This is a genomic window from Mesorhizobium sp. M0800 (assembly GCF_040320095.1).
Lineage (GTDB): Bacteria > Pseudomonadota > Alphaproteobacteria > Rhizobiales > Rhizobiaceae > Mesorhizobium.
Genome location: NZ_JAMYOZ010000002.1, coordinates 112360 through 126823, shown reverse-complemented (window position 1 = coordinate 126823; position 14464 = coordinate 112360). Strand labels below are relative to the sequence as shown.

14 protein-coding genes are annotated in these 14464 nt (G+C 62.4%); 12 read left to right on the top strand and 2 right to left on the bottom strand.

Annotation, left to right across the window (positions count from 1 at the left end; all coding sequences use genetic code 11):
* Nucleotides 1-309 precede the first annotated feature (309 nt).
* The 12 genes from NKI18_RS03060 to NKI18_RS03005 all read left to right on the top strand — a co-directional run bounded on the left by NKI18_RS03060 (nucleotide 310) and on the right by NKI18_RS03005 (nucleotide 12325).
* Nucleotides 310-540, top strand: coding sequence for a hypothetical protein (locus NKI18_RS03060; protein ID WP_023675303.1), 231 nt, complete (start codon nucleotides 310-312; stop codon nucleotides 538-540).
* A 232-nt stretch (nucleotides 541-772) separates the two neighbouring features.
* On the top strand, nucleotides 773-961 hold the full coding sequence (locus NKI18_RS03055; RefSeq protein ID WP_352616422.1) for a DUF3606 domain-containing protein: 189 nt from the start codon (nucleotides 773-775) through the stop codon (nucleotides 959-961).
* Nucleotides 961-1143, top strand: coding sequence for a hypothetical protein (locus NKI18_RS03050; RefSeq protein WP_352616425.1), 183 nt, complete (start codon nucleotides 961-963; stop codon nucleotides 1141-1143). Before NKI18_RS03055 ends, NKI18_RS03050 begins: the two co-directional genes overlap by 1 nt.
* A gap of 113 nt (nucleotides 1144-1256) precedes the next feature.
* Nucleotides 1257-2738 (top strand): hypothetical protein, encoded by a 1482-nt coding sequence (locus tag NKI18_RS03045; protein ID WP_352616427.1) that lies wholly within the window; start codon nucleotides 1257-1259, stop codon nucleotides 2736-2738.
* 327 nt (nucleotides 2739-3065) lie between these two features.
* The gene (locus tag NKI18_RS03040; RefSeq protein ID WP_023675300.1) at nucleotides 3066-3155 is read left to right on the top strand and encodes a K(+)-transporting ATPase subunit F; all 90 of its coding nucleotides are present in this window, start codon (nucleotides 3066-3068) and stop codon (nucleotides 3153-3155) included.
* 25 nt (nucleotides 3156-3180) lie between these two features.
* Entirely contained in the window at nucleotides 3181-4884 is a 1704-nt protein-coding gene (gene kdpA, locus NKI18_RS03035; protein WP_352616430.1) for a potassium-transporting ATPase subunit KdpA, read from the top strand.
* 213 nt (nucleotides 4885-5097) lie between these two features.
* Entirely contained in the window at nucleotides 5098-7191 is a 2094-nt protein-coding gene (gene kdpB, locus NKI18_RS03030; protein WP_352465925.1) for a potassium-transporting ATPase subunit KdpB, read from the top strand.
* A 12-nt stretch (nucleotides 7192-7203) separates the two neighbouring features.
* Nucleotides 7204-7773 carry a potassium-transporting ATPase subunit KdpC gene (kdpC, locus tag NKI18_RS03025; RefSeq protein ID WP_352616434.1) on the top strand — a complete coding sequence of 190 codons (570 nt, stop codon included), beginning with the start codon at nucleotides 7204-7206 and terminating at the stop codon, nucleotides 7771-7773.
* Between the two features lie 53 nt (nucleotides 7774-7826).
* Nucleotides 7827-10568, top strand: coding sequence for a DUF4118 domain-containing protein (locus NKI18_RS03020; protein WP_352616437.1), 2742 nt, complete (start codon nucleotides 7827-7829; stop codon nucleotides 10566-10568).
* The gene (locus tag NKI18_RS03015; RefSeq protein WP_352616440.1) at nucleotides 10565-11257 is read left to right on the top strand and encodes a response regulator transcription factor; all 693 of its coding nucleotides are present in this window, start codon (nucleotides 10565-10567) and stop codon (nucleotides 11255-11257) included. The genes NKI18_RS03020 and NKI18_RS03015 overlap by 4 nt, the downstream gene beginning before the upstream one ends.
* A gap of 121 nt (nucleotides 11258-11378) precedes the next feature.
* Complete coding sequence (locus tag NKI18_RS03010) at nucleotides 11379-11684, top strand: hypothetical protein (RefSeq protein ID WP_352616443.1); 306 nt, start codon at nucleotides 11379-11381, stop codon at nucleotides 11682-11684.
* 131 nt (nucleotides 11685-11815) lie between these two features.
* Complete coding sequence (locus tag NKI18_RS03005) at nucleotides 11816-12325, top strand: NUDIX hydrolase (protein ID WP_352616445.1); 510 nt, start codon at nucleotides 11816-11818, stop codon at nucleotides 12323-12325.
* Between the two features lie 78 nt (nucleotides 12326-12403).
* Here NKI18_RS03005 and NKI18_RS03000 read toward each other — a convergent pair whose 3' ends face one another.
* Nucleotides 12404-13258: a citryl-CoA lyase gene (locus tag NKI18_RS03000; RefSeq protein WP_352616448.1), complete on the bottom strand. Its 855-nt coding sequence runs from the start codon at nucleotides 13256-13258 to the stop codon at nucleotides 12404-12406.
* A 19-nt stretch (nucleotides 13259-13277) separates the two neighbouring features.
* On the bottom strand, nucleotides 13278-14462 hold the full coding sequence (locus NKI18_RS02995; RefSeq protein ID WP_352616451.1) for a CaiB/BaiF CoA transferase family protein: 1185 nt from the start codon (nucleotides 14460-14462) through the stop codon (nucleotides 13278-13280).
* Nucleotides 14463-14464 lie beyond the last annotated feature (2 nt).

Below are 14464 nucleotides of genomic sequence, written 5' to 3'. Positions count from 1 at the left end.
GACGAACCGTCCCGGTCCTGCCCGCACCGTGGTTCTTGCTGCGCTGGCTTCGGCCGCAACCGAGCAGACCACACTGCCAAGCATCAGACTGCCAATAAATTAAATTGAGACCGATCCCGGCCGCCGGGATTGGGTCTATGGCGAAGTCGCATGGCACAAAAGCGCTGCCGCCTCGCGCCCGGATTGCCTCCCGCAAAACCGACGATTTCGGTCGCTGCCCACGCGCTGGTAGGACCACCATTTTGCTGGCGAAACGCGACGTTCGGCGTATCATTCTCCCGGGAGAGGGTTCATGGTGGGAGGAAGCCAATGAACGTGGTGCAGCGGGTGACGGTCGCCGACCTGACGGCCCAAGAGCTTGTTTCATCTGCGCTTTCACGGTTCGGTGCCGGCGACACCATATCGACGAGGGCGATGCTGGACATCGTTCGCAGGACGGCTCCGGCCTGCGGCAACAGTGACGACGATCTGGTCGAACTTATCGTCATGACGGCCGTTGGTAGGACCATGGGCGTCGTGTTCGACCATCGCTCCCATTAGCAATCCGGAACGAATACCAGGCTGCGCCCAGGAGCAGTGGCGGGCGGTTGGCAGCGCCGCCAAAGAGGCCAGCCTATTTGTGCGCGAAGGCCGGCCTGACGCCAAGCCCCTGCTTTGAGCAAACCGCCGCGCATGCCGGGTCATGCCCGAGGGCAGGCAACTGGGCGACACGCTCGAAGGAACTCGCTGAAATCTTGCCCGTTATGCTCTCGTCGAGATGAGGAGAGCTGCCATGGCCGACGACAAAACCAAGACCGATAGTCGCGACCGCTCACGAATGGCGGGCGGCGAAGACTACGAGGTACGTCACTTCGCCGAGGAAGCGGGCATCACCGCGGATCAGGCACGCACGCTGATCAAGCGCCACGGCACCGACCGCAAGGTGCTGAACGAAATCGCCGAAAGCATAAGAGCGTCGTAATGGCTGACAAGAAAACCACAATGGCCGACCGCAAGACGCGCGATCCGGACGAAAAGGAGGCTCTGCGTCTGGCCGAAACCACCGACGTTTCGCCGAAGCAGGCGAAGGATCTGATGCGCAAGCACGGCAAGGACAACCCGAAGGTCGAGAAGGAAGCCAAGAACTTCAAGGCCGAGGGCTAAGCCGCCGAGCCGATTGGACGCGCGGCACAGGGTTGTGGCCGCAATCCTGCAGCTTATCGGTTTTCTAACAAATTCGGCCTATCCCTTCCGTTATCGCGGCTCAGGGATGCCATATGCGCGGGATATCTGGTGAGGCGAGGCCGTCGATAGACGACATTCGGCGTGTGAGGCTGATGTTTTGCCTGCTGGCGGCGGTCGTGATGGCGGCGGCACTCCTCGCCTTTGCCACCTCCCTCCTGCAGGATCCTGATAGCTGGTGGCACATCAAGGTCGGCATGGATATGCTGGCAAGCCGCACATTCCCCACCGTCGACATCTATTCCTACACTTTTGCCGGCCAGCCATGGATCGCCAAGGAATGGCTTAGCCAGGTTCTCCTTGCAATTGCCTATGAAGCCGGCGGTTGGAACGGCGTGGTGCTGCTGGCGACTGCGGTAATCGCGCTGACGGCCTTCTTGACGTCGTGGTATCTCAGCGCGTGGTTGAAGCCGACGCTGGCGATAGGACTGACGCTGGTGCTCGCGCTCGTGATCGGACCAATCTATGTCGCCCGACCCCACATCTTTACCTTGCCCATTATCGTCGTCTGGACCGCCGGTCTTTTCCAGGCCGCACGCGACGGGAAAGCGCCGCCTTTATGGCTGCTGGCGCTGCTTTGCGTGTGGGCCAATCTCCATGCCACCTTCACCTTCGGTTTCGTCATCGCCGCCTTCGCCGGCCTCGATCTGCTTATGCGCACGCGCCTATCGAACCCCCGGCTGCTGGCCAAGTGGATTGCTTTCGGGCTGCTTTGCCCGCTGGTCAGCCTGCTCAACCCCTATGGCGTCAAGGCCATACTCGCCACATTCACCGTGGCCTATGGCAATGAGGCGGTGCCTTACATTGCGGAGTGGCAACCCTTCGACGCCTCGCGGCACACCCTCCAGGAGGTGGCCCTGCTGGTGGCGTTTTTCGGGCTGCTCGTGTCGAGATTGCGCATTGGCTGGGCCAAGGCGCTGTTCGTTGTCTTCACGTTGCACGTCTATCTCACCCACATACGGTTCATGTATCTGTTCTTTCTTCTCGTGCCGGTGGTCCTTGCCGTCGAGGTCGCGCAACAATATCCAGTGCTTTCAGCCGAGAAATGGGCGGCGGAAAAGCGCGACGGACTTGAACAATTTTTCGCACGGCAATTTTCCAGGATTTGCGCTGGACTTGCCGTTTTGCTGGTTTTGGCGGCTGCCGCCTTCACGACCTATCCGGTCGCGCCGAGCCAGAAGACCTCGGCCAGGGACGCACTGGCCTTCGCCCAAACCCATAATCTGTCGGGCAATCTGCTGAACTCCTACGATTTCGGCGGTACGCTGATTTTCCATGGCATCAGGACGTTTATTGACGGCCGCGCGGATCAGCTCTTCCTGAATGGCTTTACGGAAAAGGATGAGCAGACTGGGCACAGCCGGGGCAAGCCGATCCTGAAAGCCCAACTCGAGAAATATACGATAGGCTGGGCATTGTTGACCGCCGACGACAGCCGCATTCCGTTGTTCGACGAACTGGGCTGGAAGCGGGCCTATGCGGACGACTACGCGGTGATCTACACCCGCGCGGACTAAGCCCCGGCAGCTTCGCGCGCCGGTGCGCACCTCCCTCCTGAAGCTGTGGCCAGCGCCGAGGCGGCGAAATCCTTATGGGATTTTGATTTCTTTGCTCCGCGTCCCGTCTCGAACCTTTATGGCACTTTGACCCATATTCACAGGAGCGGTGTATCCAGCCGCCGATATGATGCGGCGACGGGTTTGGATACTTTGTTAAAGTAAACAAACAACATAAGGAAAATGCGCGGTGGACATAGTTGTTGTCGCGATTGGAATCGCGTTCTTTGCTCTATGCTTCGGCTATATAAAAGCCTGCGACAAGCTGTAAGTTTACGGGATCGTAACATGCTTTTCGACTATATCCTCGGCGGCGCCGTGACCTTGTTTCTTCTCGCCTACCTGACATACGCCCTCGTTCGCCCGGAACGCTTCTGATCTCCGCTGGCAAGGAGCCAACCCCATGACAATCAACGGATGGCTGCAGATCCTCGTCTATTGCGGGATCGTCGTTCTGCTGGCCAAGGCGCTCGGCGGCTACATGCATCGCGTTTTCAGCGGCGAGCGCACATTCCTGTCGTCAATTCTGGCCCCGCTCGAGCGCGGGCTCTACCGCATATCAGGGACCAGCGAGCGCGAGGAGCAGCACTGGACCTCCTATGCGGCGGCCCTGCTGTTCTTTAACCTGGCCGGCTTCCTGGTGCTCTATTCGCTGCAACGGCTGCAAGGCGGCCTGCCCTACAATCCGGCCGGCATGACCGCCGTCGAACCTGGGCTGGCCTTCAACACCGCCGCCAGCTTCATGACCAACACCAACTGGCAGAACTACGGCGGCGAAAGCACGATGTCCTATCTCGTGCAGATGGCCGGCTTGACCGTGCAGAATTTTCTGTCGGCGGCGACTGGCGTCGCCATTGCGGTCGCATTGATCCGCGGCTTTGCTAGAGCCTCAGGCAAATCGATCGGCAATTTCTGGGTCGATATGACCCGCGGCACGCTCTACCTGCTTTTGCCCTTTTGCATCGTGTTGACTCTGGTCTATGTCTATCTCGGCATGCCGCAGACGCTCGCTGCCTACGTCAACGCGACGACGCTCGAAGGCGCGCAACAGACTATCGCGGTCGGGCCGGTCGCTTCCCAGGTTGCCATCAAGATGCTCGGCACCAATGGCGGCGGTTTCTTCAACGCCAATGCAGCGCATCCCTTCGAAAATCCCGATGCAATCTCCAACCTGATCCAGATGGTGACGATCTTCGCCCTCGGCGCGGCGTTGACCAATGTCTTCGGCCGCATGGTAGGCAACCAGCGCCAGGGCTGGGCAATTCTGTCGGCTATGGGCGTGCTGTTCATCGCCGGCGTTGCCGTCTGCTACTGGGCGGAAGCCGCCGGCAATCCGCTCGTCCATGCGCTGGGCGTCGACGGCGGCAACATGGAGGGCAAGGAGAGCCGCTTCGGCATCGCCCTGTCGGCACTGTTTGCCGTCATCACCACGGCCGCATCCTGCGGCGCGGTCAACGCCATGCATGACAGCTTCACCGCACTCGGCGGCATGATCCCCATCATCAACATGCAACTCGGCGAGGTTATTGTCGGCGGCGTCGGCGCCGGCTTCTACGGTATCCTGATGTTCATCGTCATTGCCGTTTTCGTCGCCGGGCTGATGGTCGGACGCACGCCCGAATATCTCGGCAAGAAGATCGAGGCCAAGGAGGTCAAGATGGCTATGCTGGCCGTGCTCTGCCTGCCGCTTGCAATGCTGATCTTCACCGCTATCGCGGTGGTGCTGCCGACCGGCGTTGCTTCCATCGCCAATGCCGGCCCGCACGGCTTCTCAGAGGTTCTCTATGCCTACACCTCGGCCGCGGCGAACAATGGCTCCGCCTTTGGCGGCCTCAGCGGCAACACGCCCTGGTACAACGTAACGCTCGGCATCGGCATGCTGATGGGCCGGTTCCTGGTCATTGTTCCGGCGTTGGCGATTGCTGGCTCGCTGGTTGCGAAGAAGACCGTCCCTGCCTCCGCCGGCACCTTCCCGACCGACGGTCCGCTGTTCGTCGGGCTGCTGGCCGGTGTCATCCTGATCGTCGGCGGCCTGACCTTCTTCCCGGCCCTGGCGGTCGGACCGATCGTCGAGCACCTGGCGATGATTCACGGTCAGACATTCTGAAACGGCGATGCCCTGGTTCAAGATCATACCTCGAAAGGTCCGGCATCGCCCCGAGCCGGAGGGGGAGAAAACGCCCCCTCCTTTCCCGACGCTGTCCACATTCCTCGCTATTGCGGCAGCCTTGATCATGATCTGGCTGCTGGCTTACGGGCCGCCGCACCTTCGTTCGGCACACGATCGACCGGTCAACAACATCGACACTGGAGCTACCAAATGAGCCCGTCGAAATCCGTGAGCATCATGGATACCCGCATTCTGTGGCCCGCTATCGGCGGTTCCTTCAGAAAACTGAACCCGCGCACCTTGATGCGAAACCCGGTGATGTTCGTCGTCGCCGTCGTCTCGGCGCTCACCACCGTGCTGTTCGTCAAGGATCTCGTTACCAGCGGCGGCGATCTTGGCTTCACGCTGCAGATCATCATCTGGCTGTGGTTCACCGTGCTCTTCGCCAATTTCGCCGAAGCGGTGGCCGAAGGCCGCGGCAAGGCGCAAGCTGACTCGCTGCGTCGGGCGCGAACCGAGACGCAGGCCAAGCTGTTGAACGGTGGCGACCGCAGCAAGTTCAAACTGGTGCCCGGCACCAGCCTGAAGGTCGGCGACATCGTCCTTGTCGAAGCCGGCGACATCATCCCCTCGGACGGCGAGGTGGTCGAAGGCGTGGCGTCGGTCAACGAGGCGGCCATCACCGGCGAATCCGCACCGGTCATCCGCGAATCCGGAGGCGATCGTTCGGCGGTGACCGGCGGCACGCAGGTCTTGTCCGACTGGATCCGCGTACGCATCACTGCGGCTGCCGGTCATACGTTCCTCGACCGCATGATCTCGCTGGTCGAGGGCGCCGAGCGCCAGAAGACACCCAACGAGATCGCGCTCAACATCCTGCTCGTCGGCATGACGCTGATCTTCGTGCTGGCGACGGCGACGATCCCGAGCTTCGCCTCGTATTCGGGCGGCTATATCTCGGTGACCGTGCTGGTCGCCCTGTTCGTTACCCTGATCCCGACCACAATTGGCGCCCTGCTGTCGGCTATCGGGATTGCCGGCATGGACCGCCTGGTGCGCTTCAACGTGCTCGCCATGTCGGGCCGCGCCGTCGAGGCGGCCGGCGATGTCGACACGCTGCTGCTCGACAAGACCGGAACCATCACGCTGGGCAACCGTCAGGCGACGGCATTTCGTCCGGTCAAGGGCGTCACCGAACAGGAACTGGCCGACGCGGCTCAGCTTGCCTCGCTTGCCGACGAAACGCCGGAAGGCCGCTCGATCGTCGTCCTAGCGAAGGAAAAATACGCCATCCGCGCCCGCGACATGGCAAGCCTGCACGCGACTTTCGTGCCCTTCACCGCGCAAACCCGCATGAGCGGTGTCGATCTGGAAGGCTCCTCGGTCCGCAAGGGCGCAGTCGATGCGGTACTTGCCCACGTCAACCTCTCGACCGTTGCCACAGGCAGTACGCGCCCCGGCAGCGACACCGTCCGCGACCTTCAGGCGATCGCCGACGAGATCGCCAAATCGGGTGGCACTCCACTCGCGGTCGAGCGCGACGGGCGCCTGCTCGGCGTCGTCCATCTGAAGGACATCGTCAAGGGCGGCATCGCAGAACGCTTTGCCGAATTGCGCCGCATGGGCATCCGCACGGTGATGATCACCGGCGATAATCCGATGACCGCGGCGGCGATCGCGGCGGAAGCCGGCGTCGACGACTTCCTTGCCCAGGCGACGCCCGAGGACAAGTTGAAGCTGATCCGCGACGAGCAGGCTAAAGGCAAACTGGTCGCGATGTGCGGCGATGGCACCAACGATGCGCCCGCCCTTGCGCAGGCCGATGTCGGCGTTGCCATGAACACCGGCACGGTCGCGGCGCGCGAGGCCGGCAACATGGTCGATCTCGACAGCGATCCGACCAAGCTGATCGAGATCGTCGAAATCGGCAAGGCGCTGCTGATGACGCGTGGCTCGCTGACCACCTTCTCCATCGCCAACGACGTGGCCAAGTATTTTGCCATCATCCCGGCAATATTCGCCGTCTTCTACATCGCCCCGGGCCAGACCGCCGGGCCGCTGCAAGCGCTCAATGTCATGCATCTGGCGACGCCGCAGAGCGCTATCCTCTCGGCCATCATCTTCAACGCGCTGATCATCATTGCGCTGATCCCGCTGTCGCTGAGGGGCGTCAAATACCGCGCGGTCGGCGCCGGTGCGCTGCTCAGCCGCAATCTCATTGTCTATGGCCTTGGCGGCGTCGTAGTGCCCTTCGTCGGCATCAAGATGATCGACATGGCCATCACCGCTCTCGGTCTCGCCTAAGGAACCACGTCGATGCTCAATCAAATCAGGCCCGCGATCGTCATGATCGTCTTCTTCACCATTCTGACGGGTTTGGTCTATCCGATCGGCATGACCGGCATTGCCCAGGCGCTGTTTTCGCGCCAGGCCAATGGCAGCCTGATCGAGAAGGACGGCAAGCTCGTCGGTTCCGAGCTGATCGGCCAGGCTTTCGAAAGCGACCGCTACTTCCATGGCCGCCCGTCGGCTGCCGGCGACGGCTACAATGCCGCCGCCTCGGGAGGCTCGAATCTCGGCCCGACCAACCCGAAGCTCATCGACAGGATCAAGAGCGACGCCGAAAAGCTGAGAGCCGAAAAACCGAGCCAGCCGGTACCGATGAATCTGGTCACCACGTCCGGCAGCGGCCTCGATCCGCATATCAGCCCCGATGCGGCCTATTTTCAGGTTGCCAGGGTGGCCAAGGCCAGGGGCGTCGATGAATCCAGGATCAAATCGCTTGTCGACAGCCATGTCGAAGATCGCGAATTGGGATTCATCGGCGAGGCGGTGGTCAATGTGCTGGCCCTCAACCTTGCGCTGGACGATGCGATGAAACAGTGAAGGACCGGCGCCGGGATCGACACCGAAGCCGGCGCCGTCCATGATTGACCCTTATGCCAGACGACAGCCGCACCGCCGAAACCAGGCCCTCTCCCGACGCGCTGCTCGAGCATGCCGAGCGGGAGGAGCGCGGTCGCCTGAGGATATTTCTCGGCGCCGCCCCCGGTGTCGGCAAGACCTACGAGATGCTGATGTCGGGCCGCGCCAGGCTGGCCGACGGGGTCGACGTGGTGATCGGCATCGTCGAGACGCACGGCCGCAAGGAAACCCAGACGCTGGTCGAAGGCTACGAGGTCATTCCTCGCCTTGAGATCGATTACAAGGGGCGGATCCTTGAGGAGATGAATCTCGACGCCATCCTCGCCCGGCACCCGGCGCTAGTTCTGGTCGACGAACTCGCCCACACCAACGTCGCCGGCAGCCGTCACCCTAAGCGCTATCTCGACGTCCAGGAAATCCTGACGCACGGCATCGATGTCTACACGACGCTGAATATCCAGCACGTCGAGAGCCTCAACGATGTGGTGGCGCAGATCACCCGCGTCAGGGTGCGGGAAACTGTCCCCGACTCCATAATCGACCAGGCCGACGACATCGAGATCATCGACCTCACTCCCGACGATCTGATCAAGCGGCTTGAGGAAGGCAAGGTCTACATCCCCAGCACCGCCCAGCGCGCCATCGAGAACTATTTCTCGCCGGGCAATCTGACGGCGCTCCGGGAATTGGCGCTCCGCCGCACTGCCCAGCGGGTCGACGAGCAGTTGCTGACCCACATGCAGGCCCACGCGATACCCGGGCCTTGGGCGGCGGGGGAAAGGGTTCTCGTCTGCGTCGATGCGCGTCCGGGCGGGGCGGCCCGTGTACGTTATGCGCGGAGGTTGGCCGACCGGCTCCGCGCCCCTTGGACGGCGCTTCATGTCGATACCCCTCATTCAGCTGCCATGCCCGAGGAGGACAAGGATCGGCTGGCGACGCAGCTGCGCCTTGCCGAGCAGCTCGGTGCCGAGGTGACGACCATTCCGGGTCAGAACGTCGCGCAAGACATCGTTCGGCATGCGACGGCGAACAACTTCACCCATATCGTGATCGGCAGGCCGACCCGATCGCGCTGGCGGGAATTGATCGAAGGCTCGCTCACTTACGATCTCATCCGCAATGCCGGCGACATCAGCGTCCATGTCATTTCGGGAAACGAACGCAACGCCGAGGCGACGTCGAGGACCGTCAAGGCGGCGGACGAGCAGTGGCAGTTCGAGATCTGGCCCTATCTCAGGGCCACGGCCTATGTTGTTGGCTCGCTCGCCTTCGCCGTTCTTCTCGACCAGTTTCTCGACGTCCGCAATCTGGCGATTATCTTTCTCATTGGGGTCCTGACGTCGGCGGTGACCGGCGGTCTCTGGCCGGCTTTGTATGCCTGCCTCATCAGCGCCATTGCCTTCAACTATTTCTTCCTGGAACCACGCTACACGCTGACGATCGAGGATCCGGAGAGCATCGTTGCGCTGGCTGTCTTCCTGGTTGTTGCGGTCATTGCCAGCAATCTAACAGCGCGCGTGCAGCGTCAGGCGGTCGCTGCGCGCTCGCGGGCACGCGCCACAGAAGATATTTATCTCTTCTCAAAGAAGCTCGCCGGCGCTGGGACGCTTGATGACGTTCTCTGGGCGACTGCCTTCCAGATCGCCTCGATGCTGAAGCTGCGCGTGGTGCTGCTTCTGCCGGAGAACGGCACAATTGCGGTCAAAGCCGGCTACCCACCCGACGACACGCTGGCCGAGGCCGACATCGCAGCAGCCCGCTGGGCCTGGGAGCATAACCGCGCCGCCGGGCGCGGCGCCGACACGCTGCCCGGAGCAAAGCGCCTCTATCTGCCCTTGCGGACCGGACGCACGGCGGTGGGCGTTGTCGGCCTCGACAACGACAAGCAAGGTCCGCTGCTGACACCCGAGCAGCAGCGTCTGCTCGATGCGCTCGCCGACCAGGCGGCGGTCGCCATCGAGCGCATCCAGCTCGTCGCCGATGTTGACCGGGCCAAGCTCGCGGCCGAGGCAGACCGTCTGCGCTCGGCCTTGCTCACCTCCATTTCCCACGATTTGAAGACGCCACTTGCCGCCATCATGGGCGCGGCCGGAACACTCAGGGACTTCGAGGCCGCACTTCCCGAGCAGGACCGGACGGAACTGCTGTCGACCGTGCTCGATGAAGCGGAGAGGCTTAACCGCTTCATTGCCAATCTGCTCGATATGACCAAGATCGAATCCGGCACGATGGAGCCGAACTATGCGTTTCACTATCTCGGCGACATTGTCGGTTCAGCTCTGTATCGGGCCCGCAAAATCGTCGGCGAGCATAAGACCGAGATCGACATTCCATCGGATCTGCCGATGTTGCGGGTCGACCCCGTTCTGTTCGAACAGGTGCTGTTCAACCTCCTCGACAATGCTGCAAAATACGCGCCGCCAGGTTCGACGATCCGCCTGCAAGCCTGGGCCGACAACGGCTTCGTCATCCTACAGATCATGGATGAGGGACCAGGCATTCCGCCAGCGGACCTGGAGCGCGTTTTCGACACTTTCTACCGTGTGCGCAAGGGTGACCAGGTGCGTGCCGGCACGGGGCTCGGCCTGTCGATTTGCCGCGGCTTCATCGAAGCGATGGGCGGGACGCTCTCGGCGGCAAACAGGTCCGACCGCTCGGGGGCGGTTTTCACCATCAGGATGCAGGTGGTGCCGGCGGAACTGCCCAACCTCGGCGAACCCGATGCGGGCCATCAAAATATGGACGATCTGGCATGACGAGCCTGGACGTCAGGATATTGGTGGTCGACGATGAACCGCCGATCCGGAAACTGCTTCGCGTCGGGCTTGGCAGCCAAGGCTATGCGATCAGCGAGGCGCCGAACGCCAGGGCGGCGATTGAACTCATCGAGACGGAAAAGCCGGACCTTGTGCTGCTCGATCTCGGCCTCCCCGGCATGAGCGGCCATGATTTGCTGCGCAAATGGCGGGATGATGGCCTGGACATTCCCGTGGTTATTCTTTCCAGCCGCACTGATGAGGCCGGCATCGTGTCCGCCCTCGAACTCGGCGCCGACGACTATGTCACCAAGCCGTTCGGTATGAACGAGCTTGTCGCACGCATCCGCGTAGCGCTTCGCCACAAGTTTCAGCAGCAGGGTGAGAGACCGGTGTTCCAAACCGGCGACCTCTCCGTCGATCTGGTGAAGCGCGTCGTCAAGATCGAGGACAAGGAGATAAAGCTCTCGCCGAAGGAATACGACATTCTTCGCACCTTGGTGCAGCACGCCGGCAAGGTTCTCACCCACCAGTTCCTGCTGAAGCAAGTCTGGGGCGATTCCACCGACGTTCAATATCTCAGAGTCTATGTCCGGCAACTCAGGCTAAAGATTGAGAAGACGCCCGACCAGCCCCGCTATATCACGACCGAGACCGGCGTCGGATACCGGCTGCGCGAAGTCGATTGACGCGAGGAGCATCCGAAGCCGAAATGCCTCTTCCAATCCGCTTCAAATCAGCGGCGGCCATGGTGTCGCCGGACAAAAGCCCTATATTAAGGAAAGATCGGTTTTGTGCGGGAATGAATGGATGTCACGGCTTCGTCTATTGACGTTTTTAGGGTTGGCAATGCTGACCGCGGCGATGCTGTCGGGCGTAAATCCTGCTGCATCGGCACAGGTCGTCAGTCCCGCCGACCGCAACGTGTTGATCCAGCAAGACCAGTTGCAGATGTTGGAGAACAGGCTGCGGCGGCAGCAATACCAGCAGCAGCAACAGCAGTACCGTGCCCAGGATCGCCAAATCCCAACACCTCAACGGCAGGAGGTGCCGCAGATGAGGCCAACTTGCCAGTTGCTGCCGTCGGGGAGCGGCTTTGTCAGCACCTGCCGCTGACGACCGGCCCTTTCCATTTATTTAGCCGACTTATATATTGTGGAAACCGCTCCGCTTGCGCCCCCGTTGAAAGCGGCCGACTTTGCAACGCTGCCCTTGCCGTTTGGGCACCGATTCGACTGGATTATCGAATGGCAGCCAGCAAGAAGAAGGTTGTACGCAAGGCAAGGAAGGGCGACGGGGTTCGCCAGGTCGCGGCGATTCCCTTTCGGCTGAACGAGCATGGCGATGTCGAGGTGATGCTGGTCACATCGCGAACGACGAGGCGCTTCATCGTGCCGAAGGGCTGGCCGATGAAGGGCAAGAGCGGCCGCAAGGCGGCCACTGTCGAAGCACAGGAAGAAGCCGGCGTTCTCGGCAAGACACTGAAACAACCGGCCGGCACCTATTGCTACTGGAAGCGGCTGGCGAACCTCTTCGTCCGTGTCGACGTCGTCGTCTATTTGCTGGAGGTAACCGAGGAACTTGCCGACTGGCAGGAATCCAAGAGGCGTCAGCGTGCGTGGCTGGCACCAGCCGACGCGGCGTTGCTCATCGACGAGCCGGATCTTTCGACGCTGGTGAGGAACATCAGGATTGCCGAGCTGGAGCATAATCCCAAAAAGCAGGGTCCGGCGTTCGGAAAAGATCCCGCTCAATAGAAGATGGAGGCCTGCCCCGACTGTGTCGGGATGGAATTGGTTCCAGCGCCCGCCGCCGCCGTCTCTTGAACCGATGCCTCACTGACTGCCATCGTCTTCCTCGGGCAGAGGCCGCCGCGCCGGCGTGCCGGTATAGGCCCACAGCCATTCGCGCGGCAGCGGCCCCTTGTTGCGGTCGCTTTCCTGCGACTGTTCCCACGCATGTGCGAGGATGCCGACCGAGCGCGACAGCACGAAAAGGCCGCGCGTCAGCGGCGGCGGAAAGCCGAGCTCGCCGTAGATGACGGCCGTGGCGCCGTCGATATTGAGCGGGATTTTTTTGCCCTTGCGCCGCGCCACCTCGGCCTCGATCGCCTCGGCGATATCGGCGAAGCGCCCGCTGACAACGCCGCGCGCGGCAAAGTCGCGGGTTAGCTCGATGAGGCGGGGCGCCCGCGGGTCGACCGGATGGAAGCGATGGCCGAGCCCGGGCACATAGCCGTTTTCCCCGGCAAGGAAACGATCGAGCCGCGCCGACACGGCGTCCGCAAGCGGCATGCCGGCGTCCAGTTCGGCAGCGATGTCTCCGTAGAAGGAAAGCGCCTGTTCGCCGGCGCCGCCATGCACATCGCCAAGCACGTTGACGGCTGATGCCATGGCGCTGTTGATGCCGACGCCGCAGGTGATCGCCATACGGGCGATGGCGATCGACGGCGCCTGCGGCCCATGGTCGACGGCAGCACCCAGCGCGATGCCAAGCAGCGCCGCCTGCTCCTCGCTTGGCAGTTCGCCGCGCAGCATCAGCCAGATCATTGCCGGAAGGCTGACGCGGCCGATCAGATCCTGGATTTCATAGCCGCGCAGCCGGATGACGCCGGGGCGCATCTCGATGATGCCGGTCTGCCACCATTCCTCGCCGCGCGCGCGGCCAGTCTTGTTTTCCGTGTCGCTCATGCCTTCTTTTCCGTGCCGCTCATGCCTTCGCTCTTTTCCTGGCGCGTGGCGGCAGGCCGGCAAAAACCTCGTCCATATGCTCGCCGAGCCCCGGCGGCGGCCTGCTCGGCAAAGGTGCCTCGCCATCGACCATGAAGCCGCCGCGCACCACGGTCAGCGGCCTGTCCATCCCGGACACTGCCGGGAAGCGCGCCGTCATGCCGCGCTCGATCACCTGTCGCTCCTGCAGTACCTGCGGGATTGTCAGCACCCGGCCTGCCGGCACGCCGGCGCGATTGAACGTCTCCTCCCAGGCGGCGGCCGAGCCGCTCGCCAAGGCATCCTCGATCAGCGCTTTCAATGCAATGCGGTTCTGCTTGCGCGTTTCTCGCTCGGCAAAGCGGACATCCGACGCCAGCTCCGGCCGGCCGATCAATCGGCAGAGCGCGACGAACTGCTCCTGCTTGTTGGCTGCGATGTTGAGCAAGCCGTCGCCGGTGCGAAACGCGCCAGACGGTGCGGCCGTCATGTTTTCATTGCCCATCGGCTGCGGCTCGACGTCCGCCGTCAGATAGTTCGACACCGGCCAGCCGAGCGCAGAAAGCGTGCATTCGAGCATCGACACGTCCAGGAACGCGCCCTCGCCTGTCGTCTTCTGCTTGACCAATGCGGCGGTAATGGCGAACGCCCCGACCAGCCCGCCAAGTGTATCGGCAACCGGATAGCCAACACGCAGCGGCGCCGTTTCCGGTGTACCGGTGATGCTCATAATCCCGGAAAGACCCTGGATGATCTGGTCGTAGGCTGGATTGTCGCGCATCGGCCCGGTCTGGCCGAAGCCCGATATCGCACAATAGACAAGGCTTGGCCGGACCTCTTTCAGCCTGGCGTGGCCAAGCCCCAGCCGGTCCATTACGCCGGGGCGGAAATTCTCGGCCAGCGCGTCGGCCGAAGCGACCAGATCGAGGAAGCGTTCGCGGTCGGCCTCCTGCTTGAGATCGAGCGCCACCGAGCGTTTGCCGGCATTCTGCGCCAGGAACGAAGCGCCCATGCCCGCCCGGTTGAGCTCCGGAGAGGCGCCGAGCTGGCGCGCCAGATCGCCGCCTTGCGGCGTCTCGACCTTGATGACGTCGGCCCCGAGCAACGCCAGCTGATAGGCGCAATAGGGGCCGGCCAGCACATTGGTCAGGTCGAGAACGCGGATGCCGGAAAGCAGGTCGGTCATGA

Excerpts from the sequence above, each read along its gene's own strand:
- NKI18_RS03015 (WP_352616440.1), top strand. The coding sequence starts at position 10,565 with ATGACGAGCCTGGACGTCAGGATATTGGTGGTCGACGATGAACCGCCG.
- NKI18_RS03050 (WP_352616425.1), top strand. The coding sequence starts at position 961 with ATGGCTGACAAGAAAACCACAATGGCCGACCGCAAGACGCGCGATCCG.
- NKI18_RS02995 (WP_352616451.1), bottom strand. The coding sequence starts at position 14,462 with ATGACCGACCTGCTTTCCGGCATCCGCGTTCTCGACCTGACCAATGTG.
- kdpA (WP_352616430.1), top strand. The coding sequence starts at position 3,181 with ATGACAATCAACGGATGGCTGCAGATCCTCGTCTATTGCGGGATCGTC.
- NKI18_RS03000 (WP_352616448.1), bottom strand. The coding sequence starts at position 13,258 with ATGAGCGACACGGAAAACAAGACTGGCCGCGCGCGCGGCGAGGAATGG.
- NKI18_RS03040 (WP_023675300.1), top strand. The coding sequence starts at position 3,066 with ATGCTTTTCGACTATATCCTCGGCGGCGCCGTGACCTTGTTTCTTCTC.
- NKI18_RS03060 (WP_023675303.1), top strand. The coding sequence starts at position 310 with ATGAACGTGGTGCAGCGGGTGACGGTCGCCGACCTGACGGCCCAAGAG.
- NKI18_RS03005 (WP_352616445.1), top strand. The coding sequence starts at position 11,816 with ATGGCAGCCAGCAAGAAGAAGGTTGTACGCAAGGCAAGGAAGGGCGAC.
- NKI18_RS03020 (WP_352616437.1), top strand. The coding sequence starts at position 7,827 with ATGCCAGACGACAGCCGCACCGCCGAAACCAGGCCCTCTCCCGACGCG.
- NKI18_RS03055 (WP_352616422.1), top strand. The coding sequence starts at position 773 with ATGGCCGACGACAAAACCAAGACCGATAGTCGCGACCGCTCACGAATG.
- NKI18_RS03045 (WP_352616427.1), top strand. The coding sequence starts at position 1,257 with ATGCGCGGGATATCTGGTGAGGCGAGGCCGTCGATAGACGACATTCGG.
- kdpB (WP_352465925.1), top strand. The coding sequence starts at position 5,098 with ATGAGCCCGTCGAAATCCGTGAGCATCATGGATACCCGCATTCTGTGG.
- kdpC (WP_352616434.1), top strand. The coding sequence starts at position 7,204 with ATGCTCAATCAAATCAGGCCCGCGATCGTCATGATCGTCTTCTTCACC.
- NKI18_RS03010 (WP_352616443.1), top strand. The coding sequence starts at position 11,379 with ATGTCACGGCTTCGTCTATTGACGTTTTTAGGGTTGGCAATGCTGACC.